Origin of the sequence: Flavobacterium sp. WC2430, from assembly GCF_040822075.1 — a bacterium.
Taxonomy (GTDB): Bacteria; Bacteroidota; Bacteroidia; order Flavobacteriales; family Flavobacteriaceae; genus Flavobacterium.
On the sequence record NZ_CP162007.1, the window covers coordinates 72,132 to 88,882 of the forward strand.

The 16,751-nt window shown below is 33.0% G+C and carries 16 protein-coding genes; 5 read left to right on the forward strand and 11 right to left on the reverse strand.

Annotated features, from left to right (window positions below; genetic code table 11):
* Window positions 1–3 precede the first annotated feature (3 nt).
* Together lipB and AB3G36_RS00350 are read right to left on the reverse strand one after the other, a co-directional pair.
* A complete protein-coding gene (lipB, locus tag AB3G36_RS00345; RefSeq protein ID WP_367754885.1) occupies window positions 4–723 on the reverse strand; it encodes a lipoyl(octanoyl) transferase LipB in 720 nt (239 codons plus the stop codon).
* A gap of 61 nt (window positions 724–784) precedes the next feature.
* Window positions 785–1,516, reverse strand: coding sequence for a hypothetical protein (locus AB3G36_RS00350; protein WP_367754887.1), 732 nt, complete (start codon window positions 1,514–1,516; stop codon window positions 785–787).
* Window positions 1,517–1,730: 214 nt separating this feature from the next.
* On the opposite strand from AB3G36_RS00350, the gene lysS reads away from it, so the two are divergent.
* The 4 genes from lysS (at window position 1,731) to AB3G36_RS00370 (ending at window position 5,384) form a co-directional block, all read left to right on the forward strand.
* Complete coding sequence (lysS, locus tag AB3G36_RS00355) at window positions 1,731–3,434, forward strand: lysine--tRNA ligase (protein ID WP_367754889.1); 1,704 nt, start codon at window positions 1,731–1,733, stop codon at window positions 3,432–3,434.
* A 117-nt stretch (window positions 3,435–3,551) separates the two neighbouring features.
* Window positions 3,552–4,016, forward strand: coding sequence for a hemerythrin domain-containing protein (locus AB3G36_RS00360; RefSeq protein WP_367754891.1), 465 nt, complete (start codon window positions 3,552–3,554; stop codon window positions 4,014–4,016).
* A 242-nt stretch (window positions 4,017–4,258) separates the two neighbouring features.
* Complete coding sequence (locus tag AB3G36_RS00365) at window positions 4,259–4,744, forward strand: RNA polymerase sigma factor (protein ID WP_367754893.1); 486 nt, start codon at window positions 4,259–4,261, stop codon at window positions 4,742–4,744.
* Window positions 4,728–5,384, forward strand: coding sequence for a hypothetical protein (locus tag AB3G36_RS00370; RefSeq protein ID WP_367754895.1), 657 nt, complete (start codon window positions 4,728–4,730; stop codon window positions 5,382–5,384). Before AB3G36_RS00365 ends, AB3G36_RS00370 begins: the two co-directional genes overlap by 17 nt.
* Before the next feature lie 99 nt (window positions 5,385–5,483).
* On the opposite strand, the gene AB3G36_RS00375 is transcribed toward AB3G36_RS00370, so the two are convergent.
* From AB3G36_RS00375 to AB3G36_RS00395, 5 genes are all read right to left on the reverse strand, one after another.
* The gene (locus tag AB3G36_RS00375) at window positions 5,484–7,289 is read right to left on the reverse strand and encodes a hypothetical protein (RefSeq protein WP_367754897.1); all 1,806 of its coding nucleotides are present in this window, start codon (window positions 7,287–7,289) and stop codon (window positions 5,484–5,486) included.
* Window positions 7,290–7,460: 171 nt separating this feature from the next.
* Window positions 7,461–8,420, reverse strand: coding sequence for a transporter (locus AB3G36_RS00380; RefSeq protein WP_367754899.1), 960 nt, complete (start codon window positions 8,418–8,420; stop codon window positions 7,461–7,463).
* A gap of 5 nt (window positions 8,421–8,425) precedes the next feature.
* Window positions 8,426–9,463 carry a cytochrome-c peroxidase gene (locus AB3G36_RS00385; RefSeq protein WP_367754901.1) on the reverse strand — a complete coding sequence of 346 codons (1,038 nt, stop codon included), beginning with the start codon at window positions 9,461–9,463 and terminating at the stop codon, window positions 8,426–8,428.
* A 138-nt stretch (window positions 9,464–9,601) separates the two neighbouring features.
* Window positions 9,602–10,381, reverse strand: coding sequence for an MbnP family protein (locus AB3G36_RS00390; RefSeq protein ID WP_367754903.1), 780 nt, complete (start codon window positions 10,379–10,381; stop codon window positions 9,602–9,604).
* A gap of 107 nt (window positions 10,382–10,488) precedes the next feature.
* Window positions 10,489–10,884 carry a hypothetical protein gene (locus AB3G36_RS00395; RefSeq protein WP_367754905.1) on the reverse strand — a complete coding sequence of 132 codons (396 nt, stop codon included), beginning with the start codon at window positions 10,882–10,884 and terminating at the stop codon, window positions 10,489–10,491.
* A gap of 104 nt (window positions 10,885–10,988) precedes the next feature.
* Here AB3G36_RS00395 and AB3G36_RS00400 point away from each other — a divergent pair, with 104 nt between their 5' ends.
* Window positions 10,989–11,450 (forward strand): hypothetical protein, encoded by a 462-nt coding sequence (locus AB3G36_RS00400; RefSeq protein ID WP_367754907.1) that lies wholly within the window; start codon window positions 10,989–10,991, stop codon window positions 11,448–11,450.
* Window positions 11,451–11,494: 44 nt separating this feature from the next.
* Here AB3G36_RS00400 and hemL read toward each other — a convergent pair whose 3' ends face one another.
* The 4 genes from hemL to AB3G36_RS00420 form a co-directional block, all read right to left on the reverse strand.
* Window positions 11,495–12,781, reverse strand: a complete 1,287-nt coding sequence (gene hemL, locus AB3G36_RS00405) for a glutamate-1-semialdehyde 2,1-aminomutase (RefSeq protein WP_367754909.1) — start codon at window positions 12,779–12,781, stop codon at window positions 11,495–11,497.
* Between the two features lie 37 nt (window positions 12,782–12,818).
* A complete protein-coding gene (locus AB3G36_RS00410) occupies window positions 12,819–13,715 on the reverse strand; it encodes a glucosaminidase domain-containing protein (RefSeq protein WP_367754911.1) in 897 nt (298 codons plus the stop codon).
* Window positions 13,708–14,604 (reverse strand): 1-aminocyclopropane-1-carboxylate deaminase/D-cysteine desulfhydrase, encoded by an 897-nt coding sequence (locus tag AB3G36_RS00415; protein ID WP_367754913.1) that lies wholly within the window; start codon window positions 14,602–14,604, stop codon window positions 13,708–13,710. The genes AB3G36_RS00410 and AB3G36_RS00415 overlap by 8 nt, the downstream gene beginning before the upstream one ends.
* An 87-nt stretch (window positions 14,605–14,691) precedes the next feature.
* A complete protein-coding gene (locus AB3G36_RS00420; RefSeq protein WP_367754915.1) occupies window positions 14,692–16,524 on the reverse strand; it encodes a T9SS type A sorting domain-containing protein in 1,833 nt (610 codons plus the stop codon).
* Between the last annotated feature and the right edge of the window lie 227 nt (window positions 16,525–16,751).

Here is a 16,751-nt window from a genome sequence, read left to right on the forward strand (position 1 = left end):
GAATTAACGATTGATGCTTTCAGATTTCACGAAAGTTGCATCAAATAATTGTGAGAAGTGTTTCAAAATTTTCCCTTTAACTTCCTCTTCATCTACTCTTTCAACTCCCAATTCTACTTGTAAAGAAGTGACTGCTTTGCCTCGAATTCCGCAAGGAATGATGTTGTCAAAATATCCCAAATCAGCATTGACGTTTAAAGCAAATCCATGCATGGTTACCCAGCGCGAAGCACGAACACCCATAGCACATATTTTTCGTGCAAAAGGAGTTCCAACACCTAGCCAAACTCCAGTTTCTCCTTCGCTTCGTCCACATTCTAAACCGTATTCTTGAAGTGTAAGAATAATAGATTCTTCGAGAAAACGCAAGTATTTATGAATGTCAGTAAAGAAATTTTCTAAGTCTAAAATAGGATAACCTACAATTTGTCCTGGCCCATGATAGGTAATATCACCACCACGATTGATTTTGTAGAAAGTAGCTCCTTTGTCTTCCAATTGTTTTTCGGATAACAATAAATTACTCAAATCCCCACTTTTCCCTAATGTATACACATGCGGATGCTCTACAAATAGAAAATAATTGGGCGTTTCTAATTCCAGTTCTTCTCTCCTATTCTTAATTTTTAAATCTACAACGCCTTTAAACAATTCTTCTTGGTATTCCCAAGTTGCTTTGTAGTCTTTATTTCCTAAATCTTGAAGTTGGATTGTTTTATTCATTTTTTGAAGTCTCAAATTTTCAGAGGGACAAAGTTACAAAGTTCTAAGCTCATAAATTATATTATTCTAAAACTACTTCCAAATTAGTAATCTCAGGATCTTGAAGACAATCTGTCAATAGAAAATGTAATTCCAATGATTTTTTGTCTGCGCTTAATTTTGCATTTGTGTTCGAAACAGATTTTATTTTTTTAGAAAAATGGTAGCGTAAAACATATGGCTGACTTATTTTTAAATTAGAAAACCGAGTTTTTAACTCGGCTATTTTATCCTGCTGTTTTTTTAATTCAGCTTCATCAGTAATTTTTACCATTCTTTTAAAATGACTTCCGTCAAAAGTGTAACTAACACTATAATAATGTTCTTCGGCAGATAAAGCATAGTTATGTTCTAAATCATCTGCATATTCCTGAGTTTTATATAAATCAGGTACTTCTCCTATTTTATTGAAATCTAGATTCATCTTTGTTCTAAATTCTTTCTCATAAGAACTATTCTTAACATGAACCTGTACTGCTGCATATTTTTGAAAAATAGCTTTTTCGAATGCTGGAAGTTTTAAAAAATTCTCCGAATATTTATTTATGTAATCCTTAAAAATATAAGTGGTGTCTTCAAATTTCTCCTCTTTTGAATAATTTTCACCAGACAATTGCATATAACTATTTTCGTCCCGAAGCGATTCGGTTTCAATTTTACCAGAGCCATCTTGGTTTAAATAAATGGTTTCTGTTATTTGGCAGCTAGTTAAGGATACCATTGAAATGAGAAGTAGATATATTTTAGTTTTCAAGTTTTAAAAATTGGGTTATAAATTAGTATCGAATATAGTATAATTACTTGAATCCCTAGCCCAGATTAAAGTGGAAATCCTTTAGTTTTTTTCTTTAAAAAACTAAAGATTATAACGGAAAGCTGGAAAATGCTCCAAAAAAAACTTTGCCCCCATAAAACTTTGCGATTTTGCGACTTATAAAGTATCTTTGCGCTCTTAAAATCAGCATAAAATGGCATTATCAGAACAAGAAATTATCCGTAGAGAAAAACTACAAAACTTACGCAATTTGGGAATAAACCCTTATCCCGCTAATCTTTTTCCAGTAAATCATACTTCTAAGCAAATAAAGGAAAGCTTTGAAGAAGGTAAAAAGGTCATTGTTGCTGGGCGTTTGATGAGTGTTAGAGACCAAGGAAAAGCTTGTTTTGCTGAACTACAAGATAGCGAAGGGCGCATACAATTGTATGTGAATCGCGATGTATTGTGTGAAGGTGATGATAAAACATTATACAATCAGGTATTTAAAAAATTAACTGATTTAGGTGATTTTATTGGTATTGAAGGAGAATTGTTTACTACTAAAGTAGGTGCGCAATGTATTCGTGTGGATGGTTTTACTTTTTTAAGCAAAACATTACGTCCGTTGCCTTTACCAAAAGTAGATGAGGACGGAAAAGTACACGATGCTTTTAATGATGCTGAATTGCGTTATAGAATGCGTTATGTGGATTTAACTGTGAATCAAAATGTGAAAGAAACGTTTATCAAAAGAACAAAAATGTTCAATGCGATGCGTAATTTCTTTAATGATAGAGGATATCTTGAGGTGGAGACTCCAGTTTTACAACCTATTCCTGGTGGAGCAGCAGCACGTCCGTTTATCACACATCACAACTCGCTTGACATTCCGCTTTACATGCGTATTGCAAACGAATTGTATTTGAAAAGATTAATTGTTGGTGGTTTTGAAGGAGTTTATGAGTTTTCTAAAAACTTCAGAAATGAAGGAATGGATAGAACCCATAACCCAGAATTTACCGCTATGGAAATATATGTAGCTTATAAAGACTACAACTGGATGATGGAATTTGCCGAAGATCTTCTAGAGCATTGCGCCATTGCTGTTAATGGAACTAGTGAAGCTACTTTTGGAGAACACACTATCAACTTTAAAGCACCTTATGCTCGCGTTACTATGACTGATTCTATCAAACATTTTACTGGTTTTGATATTTCAGGAAAAAGCGAAACGGAACTTTTTGAAGCGGCGCGCGGAATGGGAATTGAGGTTGACGCTACCATGGGTAAAGGAAAATTGATTGATGAGATTTTTGGTGCTAAATGCGAAGGGAATTACATTCAACCTACATTCATCACTGATTACCCAAAGGAAATGTCACCCTTGTGTAAAGAGCACCGTGACAATCCAGATTTGACGGAACGTTTTGAATTAATGGTTTGTGGTAAAGAAGTAGCAAATGCGTATTCAGAATTAAACGACCCAATTGACCAAAGAGAACGTTTTGAAGAGCAATTAAAACTAGCTGCAAAAGGAGATGATGAAGCGACTGAATTTATCGACGAAGATTTCCTTAGAGCATTAGAATACGGAATGCCTCCTACATCTGGAATGGGAATAGGAATGGACCGTTTAATTATGTTCTTGACTAATAATGCCTCTATTCAAGAAGTATTGTTGTTTCCACAAATGCGTCCAGAGAAAAAACAAATTGTGGTGGAGCTTGAAGCAGATGAAAAAACAATTGTTGCTATTTTAGAAGCAAATGATAACCAAATGGAATTTGGTTTACTAAAAATAAAATCAGAATTGAGCGGTAAAAAATGGGATAAAGCCATGAAAAACCTTTCTTCACTTGGAATGACCGAAGTAGTTGTTGAAGGTGATGTTAAAGCGTGCCGATTGAAAGGATAATAGAGATACAAAAAGGAGTTCCAATTGGAACTCCTTTTTTATTTTAAGGAAAGATCAATATTACTTCTTGATAAATATACTAGTCCTATATTTTAAAGAATTATAAACAAAGTCATTATGTCAGAATCATTACCTATTAAACGAGCTAAAGAATTACAATCCATTACTGTTCATCATCATAACGGATTACTTTTAAGCAGGAAAATTAGAATTGGATTTAACAAAAAAATAGAGCCAAAACGAATTAAGAAATATGTAGATTGGTATTATGAAAATCAAATAGTCCCACATTTACAACTGGAAGAAGAACTTCTTTTTCCTATTTTAGGCAATCAAAATGAATTGATTAAAAGAGCTTTAACAGACCACCGCCGATTAAGGCGTTTATTCAAAAAATCAGAACAAATTGAAAAAACGTTAGTCCAAATTGAAGAAGAAATAGAATCACACATCCGCTTTGAAGAACATACTCTTTATGCTGAAATTCAAAAATTTGCATCGGTAGAGCAGCTAACTGAAATCGAAGAAGCACATTCAAAAATGGCCTTTATAGAAAATGAAGAAGATCAATTCTGGAATTAACAATTCAGTACTTATCAGATTAAAAAATGAGTTTGAGAACCTTTTCAAACTCATTTTTTAATTCATAAACTTTCACTAAATGCCATACAAAAAATTGTGGTAACGTATAAAAACAAATGCTAAATCAACTTATTCCTCTACTAAAAAAGCGAGCTTAAAATTTAGCTTTTTTGATAATTTTAAAAAAAAAACTTTTACCTGTAATAATTCTAAACTTTAGCCACTAATTAAGAAAAAACATAGTGAGTAGCGATTTTTACACCACATTCATTTTACCGTATTCAGGAATCATTATCAAGATTTGCAGGGCGTATACTAACACCCAAGAGGATTTTGAAGATTACTACCAAGAAGTTTGTTTACAGATTTGGAAAAGTCATGCTAATTTCCGTGAACAATCAGAATGGTCTACTTGGATTTACAGGATATCATTGAATGTGTGTTTGACTTTACTGAAGAAAAAAAAGAAACATCATTTCGTTTCTGATGCTATGCCTGACGAGGCAATAGAGGACAGCCGTTCTTTTGTAGATGAATCTCTTAACCAACTCTTTCAAGCCATCAGACAATTATCTGAAATTGACAGAGCAGTCATTATGCTTTATTTAGAAGAAAAGTCGTACCAAGAAATTGCTGAAATTATTGGAACAAACCAAAACAACATTGGGGTGCGCATTAAAAGAATTAAAGAACGCTTAAAAAAATTATTAGATGGAAAAGTCAATTGAAACAATTTGGAACGAAGGTTTTTTGAAAAATGATGCTTTAATAGCACCAAAATTGAATGACCTCTACAATCGAAAGTCGATAGATATAGTAGAACAATTTAAAAGAATGTATAAAATAAATCGGATTGCAGTTCTTGCATTTGCTTTTATCATTTTACCTATTTCTTTTTTAGTCAAAATACCCTATATGGGTATCGGAATATTTATTTTATTTAATGTATTAGCTGCTATTGCTGATAAATTTGGTAAAAGTTTAGACAAAATAGACAAAACCGTTAGCAGTTACCAATACCTCCTTTCGTTTGACAAATGGACAAAAGAAATGGTTTCAGTAAACACTAAGTTGTCAACTTTTTTATATCCTTATGTATTCATAATCATGGTTTCCGGTTTTTGGTTTGGAAGCATTGGAGGAGACGTTCCGGGTGACAGACTTTTAAACTATTTGCTTTTGGAATACCCCAACACCTATTTAATCTTAGGCTTTCCCCTAATTCTAATCATCATAGCGATTACTATTATTAGTTTATTAGCCTATTTCGGAGGGAGAATCGGGAAATGGGATTTGAATCTTGTATACGGAAGAATATTAAAAAAGCTAGATACTATGCTGGCGGATATGGCAGAACTAAAAGCCTAATTATTTTTTTTAACAACCAATACATTAAACTAGTTTTTGAGAATCTCAATTTCAGAAAGTAAATAAAAAAAGCGGCTTGAAAATTCAAGCCGCTTTTTTTTAAGCTAATTCCAATTCTGGAATTTTAATATTTGCAATTTCGGTTTTATACTGATCTAATAAATCAATTTTACTATTCACAAAATCCTTTACAAAAAACGGAGTTGCAAATAAATTCTCATAATATCCGATACCCTCTAAAAGATTATTTTTAAACAAGTTCCATTTTTTAATTTGTCCCGCTGTTATGGATGCAGAAACAGTAGCAATTTCATTTTTTAAATAATCGATATACATCTTCAACTCTTTGACAAACATGTTTGGACGGTCTTCCCCATCTAATACAGTATCATTTCCATAAATATGTTGTACCATTTTTATTAATGAAACTTCATGATCAAAATACGCCATATTGGGTCCTGGACAAATGACCACTCCTTGTGCTTGCCCTTTAATTTTTAAGTCTTTTTCAAGATAAGACGCATTGGCTAATCCAACGCAAAGACAGGATTTGTCAGTGATTTTATTTTTAGCATTCGCGTACATTGTTGCTGTCAAAGTTTCTTTTTCTACCTCTAATTCTTGCAATTTTACATCTTGGTATTTCTTAGAAGCGGTACAAATTCCTTCGGCTCCAAATTCCTTACTCAATGCTAAAAACCTTTTAGGACAAGAACTTCCTGCTTTATTATCTTGAATTCGTTTTTGCTTGAGGGTTTCATTTGTCGTTCCTCTCAAAGTGTTAAATGGAATTCCTAATGGCGAAATTGGACTTAGATACAAATCTTCTTCTTTGGCTTTCGCCAATAATTCACGGGTATGGACATCTACAGAAGTTGCCTCAGGAACCAATAAAAAAGGACTTCCCCAACCCACAGAATCCACTTGATAGTGATCCAATAAAAAGTCATGTTCTGTTGCGGTTCCTACTCCACCTTGAACCGTTATTTTTAATTCTAATGGATTTTCTGGAATGTATTTCCCTTTAATAGCTAAAGCTTTTACCATCAATTCATGAGCTGATTGAATTAATTGTTCTTTCTTTTCTTTGAATTCTTCTAAAATAGGTCCTAATAAATAACCGTCAGTTGCGAAAGCATGTCCTCCACAATTCAATCCTGATTCTACGCGGTATTCAGAAACCCAAAGTCCTTTCTTAGCTAAAAAATTTCCTTGTATCATGGCCGAACGGAAATCACTAACTTTTAAAATAATTTTTTTATTCAGATGATCATTTTTATCTGGAAAAAAAACATCGAAATTTTCGAAATAGCTATACAATCTGGGGTTCATCCCTGCAGAAAGCACAACCGATGATGACAAATTACTATTTGCAAAACCACGAAGTGAAGCATGCGCATCATTAAACTCAGTAGGCAATTGTTCGTCTTTTATAAAATTATCCTTGTCAATTTTAGTCATGATATTCACATCAATATCACCAGGGCTTAGATTACTTTCCAGATAATTCATAATTGCTTCCTTGCCGTCTTCCATCATGTTTTGCAACCCGATTTTAATGGCTGATTTGTTAGGCAACATAGCAATATAATTGTCTAATGCTATTTTGCTTTCAGACAATTCATTTTTAAAATTTTCAAACTTATCTTTTACAATTTTGTCAACCAAATTCAAATAAGTTGTAATTCTTTTTGCACGATAATCATGCATTTTTTGTGTGATTTCTTGATAAGGAAGATTGAATTTAGAGCTGTAAAAAGCACTCATTTTTTCAATAAGATCATCATCAATAATTGAAATCACTGAGGAAATTCCAAATTTTGCAACTCGAATCGGACTATCAATCGTGTATGCCAATCCCATAACAGGAATATGAAATGTATGTAATGGTTTTGTAGTTGTCATGGATTATGATTTTAAATAAATAATCCACAAATATTGTTATAATCGCCCATAAAAAAGCTGATATTTATCATGCTCTAATTTTAGATAAAACAAAAAAACTTGAATTTTGAAGACGCATCTCCAAAATTCAAGCTTTTATAAAAATTTAAATTGTTACAAAAAAAGTGCTTTTTACAAAGTATAATTCAAATTCACACTCCAACGATAATTGGCTTCAATTCGTCCACTAGATAAATTTTGATTGATAGGAAACATGGCATTGACACCAATAGAAAATTTGTCTTTCCCCGCTTCTAAACCAAATTTACTAAACAGAATAGCTCCAGAAGTATCAGGCAATGTAGTCCCATATTGCTTATTGGACTCATAAACCTCACCAGCAAGACCAACTTGCGGCATCAGTTTTATAGCATCAAAGTCTAAAAGATAGAATAAAGTACTTCCATAATTAAGCTGATTCCCATACTGATAATTCTTTTTATTCTCTGTTTTAACAGTATAATTCAACATAGCATTCAAACCCAAATTTTGCTTTTTTATTACATATTCAGTCACAAACAGATAGTCAAAACTTCCGGTTCCTACCTGAAAACTCTGATTTACACTTCCTGAATTATTTGCCTCATTAAACTTACCTGTTGGTATTTTTACTCCTCCACCAACTTGTAGATTATGCGTAAACAGCGTGCTGTCTTTTTCCGTTTGATAAACGGAATAGGTTGCAATTACTGAAATATCTCCAAGACCTTGAATATTTTCAGTTCCCGTGGTTAGTGCTCTTTCATGAAACTGATACGGAATTAAAGCGGCTAGTTGAATTTTTGGTGTTACTGGAATTCTAGCCCAAACTTGTACGGTATTGAAGTTTTCATCAATCCAAGGGGAATTGGCAAAAATCCCATCACGACTCGTATAACTTTGATTAAAATAACGAACACCAATAAAATTACTATTAAGCATAGAGCTAAATCCCATACTTCCACCACTTGCCGAACAGCCGCAAGCATCACAATCATCCAGCAATTGCATTTTTACAAAGGTGAATCTGGAAATGCTGTCGTTTTCAATCTTTGCAGATGCATACTGAATAGCAAAAAGCGAAAAAAGAGTTATTATTATTTTATTTTTCATTGTAATTAATATTCTGAAAATCGTTTATCTGTAAGATATTGATTGTCGGTTAATGTATTTAAGAATGCAATTAATTGTACTTTCTGTGTGGCAGTAAGAGGAATCCCTACAATACCATTTTGTTTTAAAATAGGATCCAATGTTGGCGAATCAGTAACTCCTGAACTGTAATAATCCAATACTGATTCTAAAGTTCCAAAGCGACCATCATGCATGTAAGGAGCAGTCATAGCTACGTTGCGTAAACTAGGCACTTTAAACTTATAATAATCGGTGGCGAGTTCCGTAACACGATACCTTCCTACATCATTTATTGCAGGGTTTATTACCAATCCATTATTACGGAACGAGTTATCAGTCATCAAATCAGTGGCGTGGCACGAAGCACATTTTGTATTAAATAATGCATATCCCGCTAGTTCCTCAGTGGTCAAGCTTCCTCCAGTTTCAACCCTTCTGTACTTATCAAACTTAGAGTCAGATGAAGTGAGCATAACCATAAACTGGGAAAGTGCTTTCAGCATGTTCTCAATTGTAATGTCTCCATTTGTAAAAGCCTGTTTAAACAAAGTTTTATAGACTGGATCGGCTTTCATCATTACTAGAATAGCATTTAAATCTCCATTCATTTCCACAGTACTCGTTAACGGTATTATGGGTTGTAAATCGAGATGATTCGCTGCTCCATCATACATAAATGTAGTTTGGTAGGCCATGTTTTGGATAGCCGGTGTGTTCCTAGTACCAATTCCTTCTCCTACTCCATGACTGAAGGTGTGCCCGTGGTGTGTAAATGCATTTTCCTGAATGTGGCAAAACCCACAAGACACAATTCCATCAGAAGCCAAACGGCCGTCATAGAACAACTTTTTGCCTAGCTCAAATCCTTTTTCCGTTGGTGGATTAAGAGCAATGTTATAGGCTAATTCTGGAAAATTGGACGGAACTAAAACATCCAATGGTTTATTGATATAAGCATCGTCATTATCCGTGCAGCTGAATAAAAATGGAAATAGCAGGAAACAAAAATATATTTTTCTCATTTCAAATGTTTTAGAAACGAAGAAGTACTAAATAGCCCCGACTGAACCGATATCCCGCGCCTTTTTTGGCGTGGATAAAGGGTAAGGCGGGACAACTATTCCTTATGAAAAAGAATAGTTGTGCTCCTCCTTAATTATTTAATCATTATGAACATGAGCAACGGTAAACATATTAGATAGGTTAGCCGTGATAAGTGCTAAGCTGGAACCTCCCATAATAGTTGCATTGTCAGATAATTTGAATTTATTTGTTCCGTCGATGATTTTAGATACATCAGAAACAACGTGGATTTCAGGAGTAATTGTTGTTCTCACCATCGCATTTGTTGGTAAATCAAGTGTTACTTCGGTATAATTATAATCGGTTCCCGTTTGTCCTGTGTGTACTTTAAAATCTTTTGCAGTTGTTACTGTTGGTGAGGTAAATGTTCCTTCGAAAGCCACAAATTTATAACCTGCTGACCAACTCCACATCATTCCTGCTGCTTGAGCTTGAGCTAAAAAATCGCCTTGCCCTGTTGCTCCAAGTTCCCATTGTGCTTTATCTACTCCGATTCCGAATTTTATTTTGGTGTAATTTCCAGCAGGAATTCCTTCCAGTTCCGCTACTCTTTTATTAGAATCTGATTCATCAATAATAAAATAACTTTGACTTTTAGGATAGGTAAAAGTAGTTCCATCTTCCTTTGTCAAGACGATATTACTAATGATATATTTTACGGTACTAATTTTAAGCATTTCACTATTCGAAGTAGTATTTGCTTGAGTTCCTAATATTAAATCATTGGCTCCAAAAGCATTATCAAATTCAACTCCTAGATTTCCTGTTCCTGTAATTGCGAGTTCATCACTTGAGCATGAAGCAAATGCTACACTAATAGCAATAATTAAAATTGCTTTATTCAATACATTTTTCATTCTATTTTATAATTTTTTTTCTTTATTTAAAATAATTTTGCGCACAAGTCTCTTTCAAATGAAGATGTTCAAATGAAAAGTACAGCTGGCACTGCTTTTACTAAAATTTAAGAAATAAAAATGGGGGGATGAAAAATAGAGTATACTTCTAAATGGGAATATAAATTAGTGTATTTAGAATTTAAAATATATTGAACTGGTTTATTACCAATCATAAATACATACTCACTTACTTCCTGAACAAAAAGGTCGTTTAACGTATTGGTATTTGTTTTTTTATTGGTAGAAATGGGTTTTTCATCATCAGCTGCATTTGCCAGTTCTTTCATCAACTGACATTTTCCATTACAATGCAACTCCGGTTTGTCTTTATTTACACAAAGTACTGTAGAGATATAATCATAATTAACAATATAGTCTATAACCGGAAACACTGGTTTTAGAAAAAGAACTATAATGATTATGAGTGCGATTTTTTTCACTGTGCAAAGATAGCTTACCATTTTTAAAAATATCAAATAAATTTTAGCTTTTATTAAACTTTTGTTAAGGATTAAACCTTTGAAACGTATCCCTGTCTTATTACTATAACTTAAAAACAATAAAAATGAAAAAATTACTTATTGCTGCATTATTGGTTGTTAGTATGACAAGCTTTGCACAAGACTCTAAAGGAATGGAAAAAAAACAACATAGAGCTGAGATGGAAAAATTCACTCCTGAACAACGAAATCAGCTAATGTTGAAAAAAATGACATTAGAACTGGATTTAAATGCAAAACAGCAAGATCAAATGAAACAAGTCATTATGGAACACAACAAAAAAAGAGAAGCTATGAGAGAAGCTCATAAGGCAGATAAGAAAGAGATGACTAGTGACGAACGTTTTGCCATGAAAAACAAAATGTTAGATGAACAAATTGCTATGAAAGCAAAAATGAAAAACATATTATCTCCGGAGCAATTTGAAAAATGGGATGCTATGAAAAAGAACCATCATCATAGAAAAGGAATGCATCAAAAAAGAGGGATGCATGAAAGAAACACAAAAGAAGAAATGAAAAAATAATTTTAAAAAAAACTCTCGGTTAATGCCGAGAGTTTTTTTTTGTATTAAAAAGTTTTAGCAACTTTGTCAATGGCTTGAATCGTAAAATCCAAATCTTCATATGAAAGTGCATCCGTAATAAACCAAGTTTCATACGCTGAAGGAGCAATATAAACCCCTTCGTTTAATAATCCGTGGAAGAATTTCTTAAAAGTTTCATTGTCACCGTTCCCTGCCGTTTTAAGATCAACAACTGGTCTCGCATCAAAATGTACTGAAATCATGGAACCGATTCTATTGATTGTAAAAACAACATTATTAGCTTTCAAAACTTTATCAATACCTTCATGTAAGTAGGCTGTTTTATCAGCTAATCTTTGAAAAATAGCACGATCATCATCTAATGTTTGCAACATGGCTAATCCAGCTGCCATAGCTAGCGGATTTCCTGATAGCGTTCCTGCTTGATAAACAGGGCCTAGAGGTGCTAAGTAATTCATTATTTCTTCGCGTGCAGCAAAAGCACCCACTGGTAAACCTCCACCAATTACTTTTCCGAAACAAACAATATCAGCATCCACATTAAAAAGTTCTTGAACTCCACCTCTTGCTAATCGGAACCCTGTCATTACCTCATCAAAAATAAGTAGTATCCCATTCTCCGTACAAAACGTTCTTAACCCTTCTAGAAAACCTTTATTTGGAGGAATACAACCCATGTTTCCTGCAACAGGTTCTACAATAATTGCTGCAATTTCATTTTCATTAGCTTCAATTAAAGTCTTTACATTTTCTAAATCATTGTAATTAGCCAATAAAGTATCCTTGGCAGTTCCTTCCGTAACTCCGGGACTATTAGGACTACCGAAAGTAATTGCACCACTTCCTGCCTGAATCAAAAATGAATCAGAATGGCCGTGATAACAACCAGCAAATTTTATTATTTTATCTCTTTTTGTAAATCCACGAGCCAATCTTACGGCGCTCATACAAGCTTCGGTACCTGAATTTACAAAACGTATTTTATCAATATTGGGCACCATTGCAACAGCTAAGGCTGCAATTTGAGTTTCTAATTCGGTAGGCATTCCAAAAGAGGTTCCTAGTTTAGCTTTCTCAATTACTGCTTGTACAACTGGTTCAAAAGCATGTCCCAAAATCATTGGTCCCCATGAATTAATGTAATCAATTAAACGATTTCCGTCTTCATCGTATAAATAGGCTCCTTTGGCACTTTTTACAAAAATTGGAGTTCCTCCTACAGCTTTAAATGCTCTTACTGGTGAGTTTACGCCACCAGGTATTACTTTTTCTGCTTCAGCAAAAAGCTGACTACTTCTTTTATATATCATTTTTTTGTATAAATTCTAAATGTGAAATTATGATAATTTAATTTACTCTCAGTTTTTGTCCAATGGAGATTGTATTTTCTGACAGATGATTTTTTAGTTTTAAGTCGGTAACCAATAGGTTGTATTTTTTGGAAATGGAGTACAAAGTGTCTCCTTTTTGCACTTCATAATAATCACCAGACTGTGTATTTACACTAGCTATTTTTACAGGTTGATTTTCTGTTCGTGTATAGTTGATTCCTAAAACTTGTGAATCATATTGCCCTAAATTATAGCGTTCAATATAAGATATTAGCTTTTCAGGGTATCTAGGATCTGTAGCATAACCAGCTCTTCTAAGTCCTTTCGCCCAAGCTTGATAATCTGATTTTGACAAGGCAAACAAACTGGAATACCTACTTCTCCCTGTCAAAAACAAGGCGTGATCTTTAAATGATTCAGCTGGTTCTTTGTATTTTCTAAAACATTCTTGACTGGAATCATCATCATGCCTAACACTTTCTCCCGTCCAATCTACATGGCATTTAATTCCAAAATGATTATTTGCTGTTACTGCTAAATCTCCTCTTCCTGCACCAGATTCCAAAATTCCCTGAGCCAGAATAATACTCGCTGGAATTCCATAAACTTTCATATTATTCATGGCAATATCTTTATATTGAGAGATATAATTTCCTATAACATCATTAGAAACAACCGTTCTTGAAGTGGATTCGATTATTTCATCTTCTTGTTCTCTCTTTTCGTTTTCTCTCTTTTCTTGAAGTACTTTCTTTTCAGCTATGGGTTTTGCAATAATTTTCTTTTTAGAAGTACGAATAACTGGCTTTTTATTACTTTGAGAAACTGCTTTGGTGGTTACAATTGGAGATTTTGTAGCGTTACAACTTATTAACGTTATAATTATAAAAAGGAGTACGATTTTTTTAAACATGGATATCTAGTGTTGGTAATTTTTTCTTTTTTAATTTCAAATTCATTCCCTGTATTCCTTGAATTCCACCAGTGTGAATCAATAAAATTTTGGAGTGCGAAGGAAAATGATTTGTAGCAATCCTATCCATAACGCCAAAAACCATCTTTCCAGTATAAATAGGATCTAATGGAATTTTATTTTCTTGATAAAACTGGTTTATAAAAGCAATCAGTTCTTCATTAATTTTACCGTAACCACCAAAATGATAGTCCGTAATTAGTTCCCAATTTTTATTCTGCGCAAAAATACGAATTTCATCTTTTAAAAAGTCTCCTTTTAAAGCGGGAAATCCTAAAACTTTTTGATGAGGAAGTGCGCTATTTATAATACCTGAAATAGTACCACCAGTTCCCACTGAACAACAAATGTAATCAAATTGACTATCCACAGGAGTTAAAATTTCCTGACATCCTTTTATTGCCAATTCATTAGTACCTCCTTCAGGAATAAGGAAAAAGTTTCCGTAAATACTTTTTAAATTTTCTAAAAACAATGTTTCTTGCTTGTTTCGGTATTCTTCTCTAGAAACAAATTTAAATTCCATACCGCAGTTTTTAGCAAATTGCAATGTTGGATTTTCTGCAATTTTACTTTCTAATTCATCGCCACGAATAATTCCTATTGTCCGAAATCCATTTTCTTGACCTGCATAAGCAACTGCAGCAATATGATTCGAATAAGCTCCTCCAAACGTGAGCAATGTATCTTTATGCTCTTTTTTTGCTTGAAGCAAATTGTATTTTAACTTCCTGAATTTATTTCCTGATACAAAAGGATGAATAAGATCTTCCCGTTTTATAGAAACGGTAATCGAATTTGGAAACGATATGGTCAGGTGTTGATTCAATCTTTTTTTTTACAAAGGTAAAATTTATATACAACAAAAAAATGCAATCAGTTACTGATTGCATTTTTTAGAATCATAAAAAACAAACTAATTTTTAATTATAATTTTCTGATTGAAAATCGCGTTTTCATTTGTAGCTAACTTCGCAAAATAAATTCCATCACTTAGGTTTGCAGTTGTAAAACTGTAAGTCGCATTTGTACCTAGGTCTTTTTTATTAAAAATAAGTTTTCCTAAAACATCATATAAACTACAAGACACTAATTCCTTTTGCAAAGGGTTACTAAGTGTTAAGCTTTTAGTTTTATTATTTTGATACATCAAAAATTTTTCTTTGTTTACATCCTCTACCCCTAAAGTTGATCCATTTTTGAAGGTGATTTCAAATTGGGTATTATTAACACCCGCAGGCAAGTCTACCTCATAAAAACTATTTTTGATATCAAAATAAGCATCGGAAGTTTTATCATGCAAATAAACATTTTCAGTTTCTGTGAAGTTTATAATTTCTTTGACTGAAATTTTATAATTGGCTTGTGCTTGATTTTTAAATCCTAAAGGGATTTTTTTATCTATACCAAATTGTACCGCATCTATAATATATTCATTCTCATTTAATACAAAATAAATATCTGCTTGATCATTATCACTCGTTGATAAAGCATCCATGGCATGATCTACACCATCAGTAGCTTCAGGGACAAATGCAAGAACCAATTGACGAACACCCTGTCCATTCAACAATGTATTTAATCTAATTTGTGACGGAGGAGTTGTATTAATTGTCGTATAATCAAATCCTGAAACTGATTGTATGGTAGATAAAAACGAATTGCTTTTTACTGTTTTAGGGATATTGGCATTCTTTTCGAACTCAGATGAATTTGAAGCACCTTCTTTTACATAAACCCTGTAACTATTTTTCATTTCGACAATTCCATTAACCTTACCTTCAATCATAAAACCCTGCCCTACTGGTGAGAAACGTCTCCCATAAACTACTCCAGAACCAGTTGATATTACTTCATTTCCAGAACCATCATACGAATAAAAAGTAGCTGGAGTATACACTCCATTTCCAGATCCACCTAGCGGAGAATAAGCACCGTATCCCCCCTTATAATCAGCTATATAATGAGAATTTACTGTTTTATCTTGTTCCCAAAAATAAGCAATACCAGTAGAATTTGTTGCATTAGTTAAAAAAGCAGCTAAATCTATTGCAGATGGATATGGATTACCTGTTAATGTTAATTCTTCATGAACAACAGGTATAGAGATAGTACCATCATTAGGTTTACCCCTAAAATCATAACGTTGTTTACTACCTGAATTATTTTGCACACCATTTACAGTAATGGAATTAATCCCTGATGTTCCCTTCATTGTAAAACCTTCACCCGTATTTAAAGTGGAACCTGAACCTACATAAACCCAGTTTGAAGTGGAATTGGCAGGCAGTTTCCATATCCAATATGGAGCAATTGCTAAAGGGGAAGAGGCACCATTATAATTATTTGATGGTAATATAGTCGATGAATTACTATTTGTCAAATCTACTACATCCATTAGTTGTGTAATTCCAAAAGCTGTATTTCCAACTGTTGCACTACTTCCTCCTACTGGTGAACACCAGTAATTATATTGAAAATTATTAGTTGTTCCTTCTTGAAAAACAGATAAAGTTCCTAATCCTTTATTAGCACTTGCTGTTGTAGTCCCTTGTAGCAATTGAGCATCTTTCCTTAAATAAAAATTACTAGTAGCCCCTTTTAATTCCAATTCATTTTTTATAAAAACAACTTCGTTATTTACAAAAACAGAACTATTTGGGCTAACAAACATTTGGGCATTAGAATCATGCAAAAATAAAAACCCAATAATAATCACTGTTGTATTCCTAAGTATTTTTGAGCTCATAAATAATTGTATTTTAATATATTACACTAATTTCTTGTTAAAAAAGAATTCTAATTATTGAAAATGTAAAAATAAAATCAAAAGATTTCTCTACAAACTGATTAACTTTAGAAGACTTTATTAAAGTTACTGAAAAATAATTGTGAATTAAGATAAAATGACGATAATAAGTAAAATACATCGTTTAAATACATCTTTTTAATATAAAAAGAAGTTTTATCTTACAT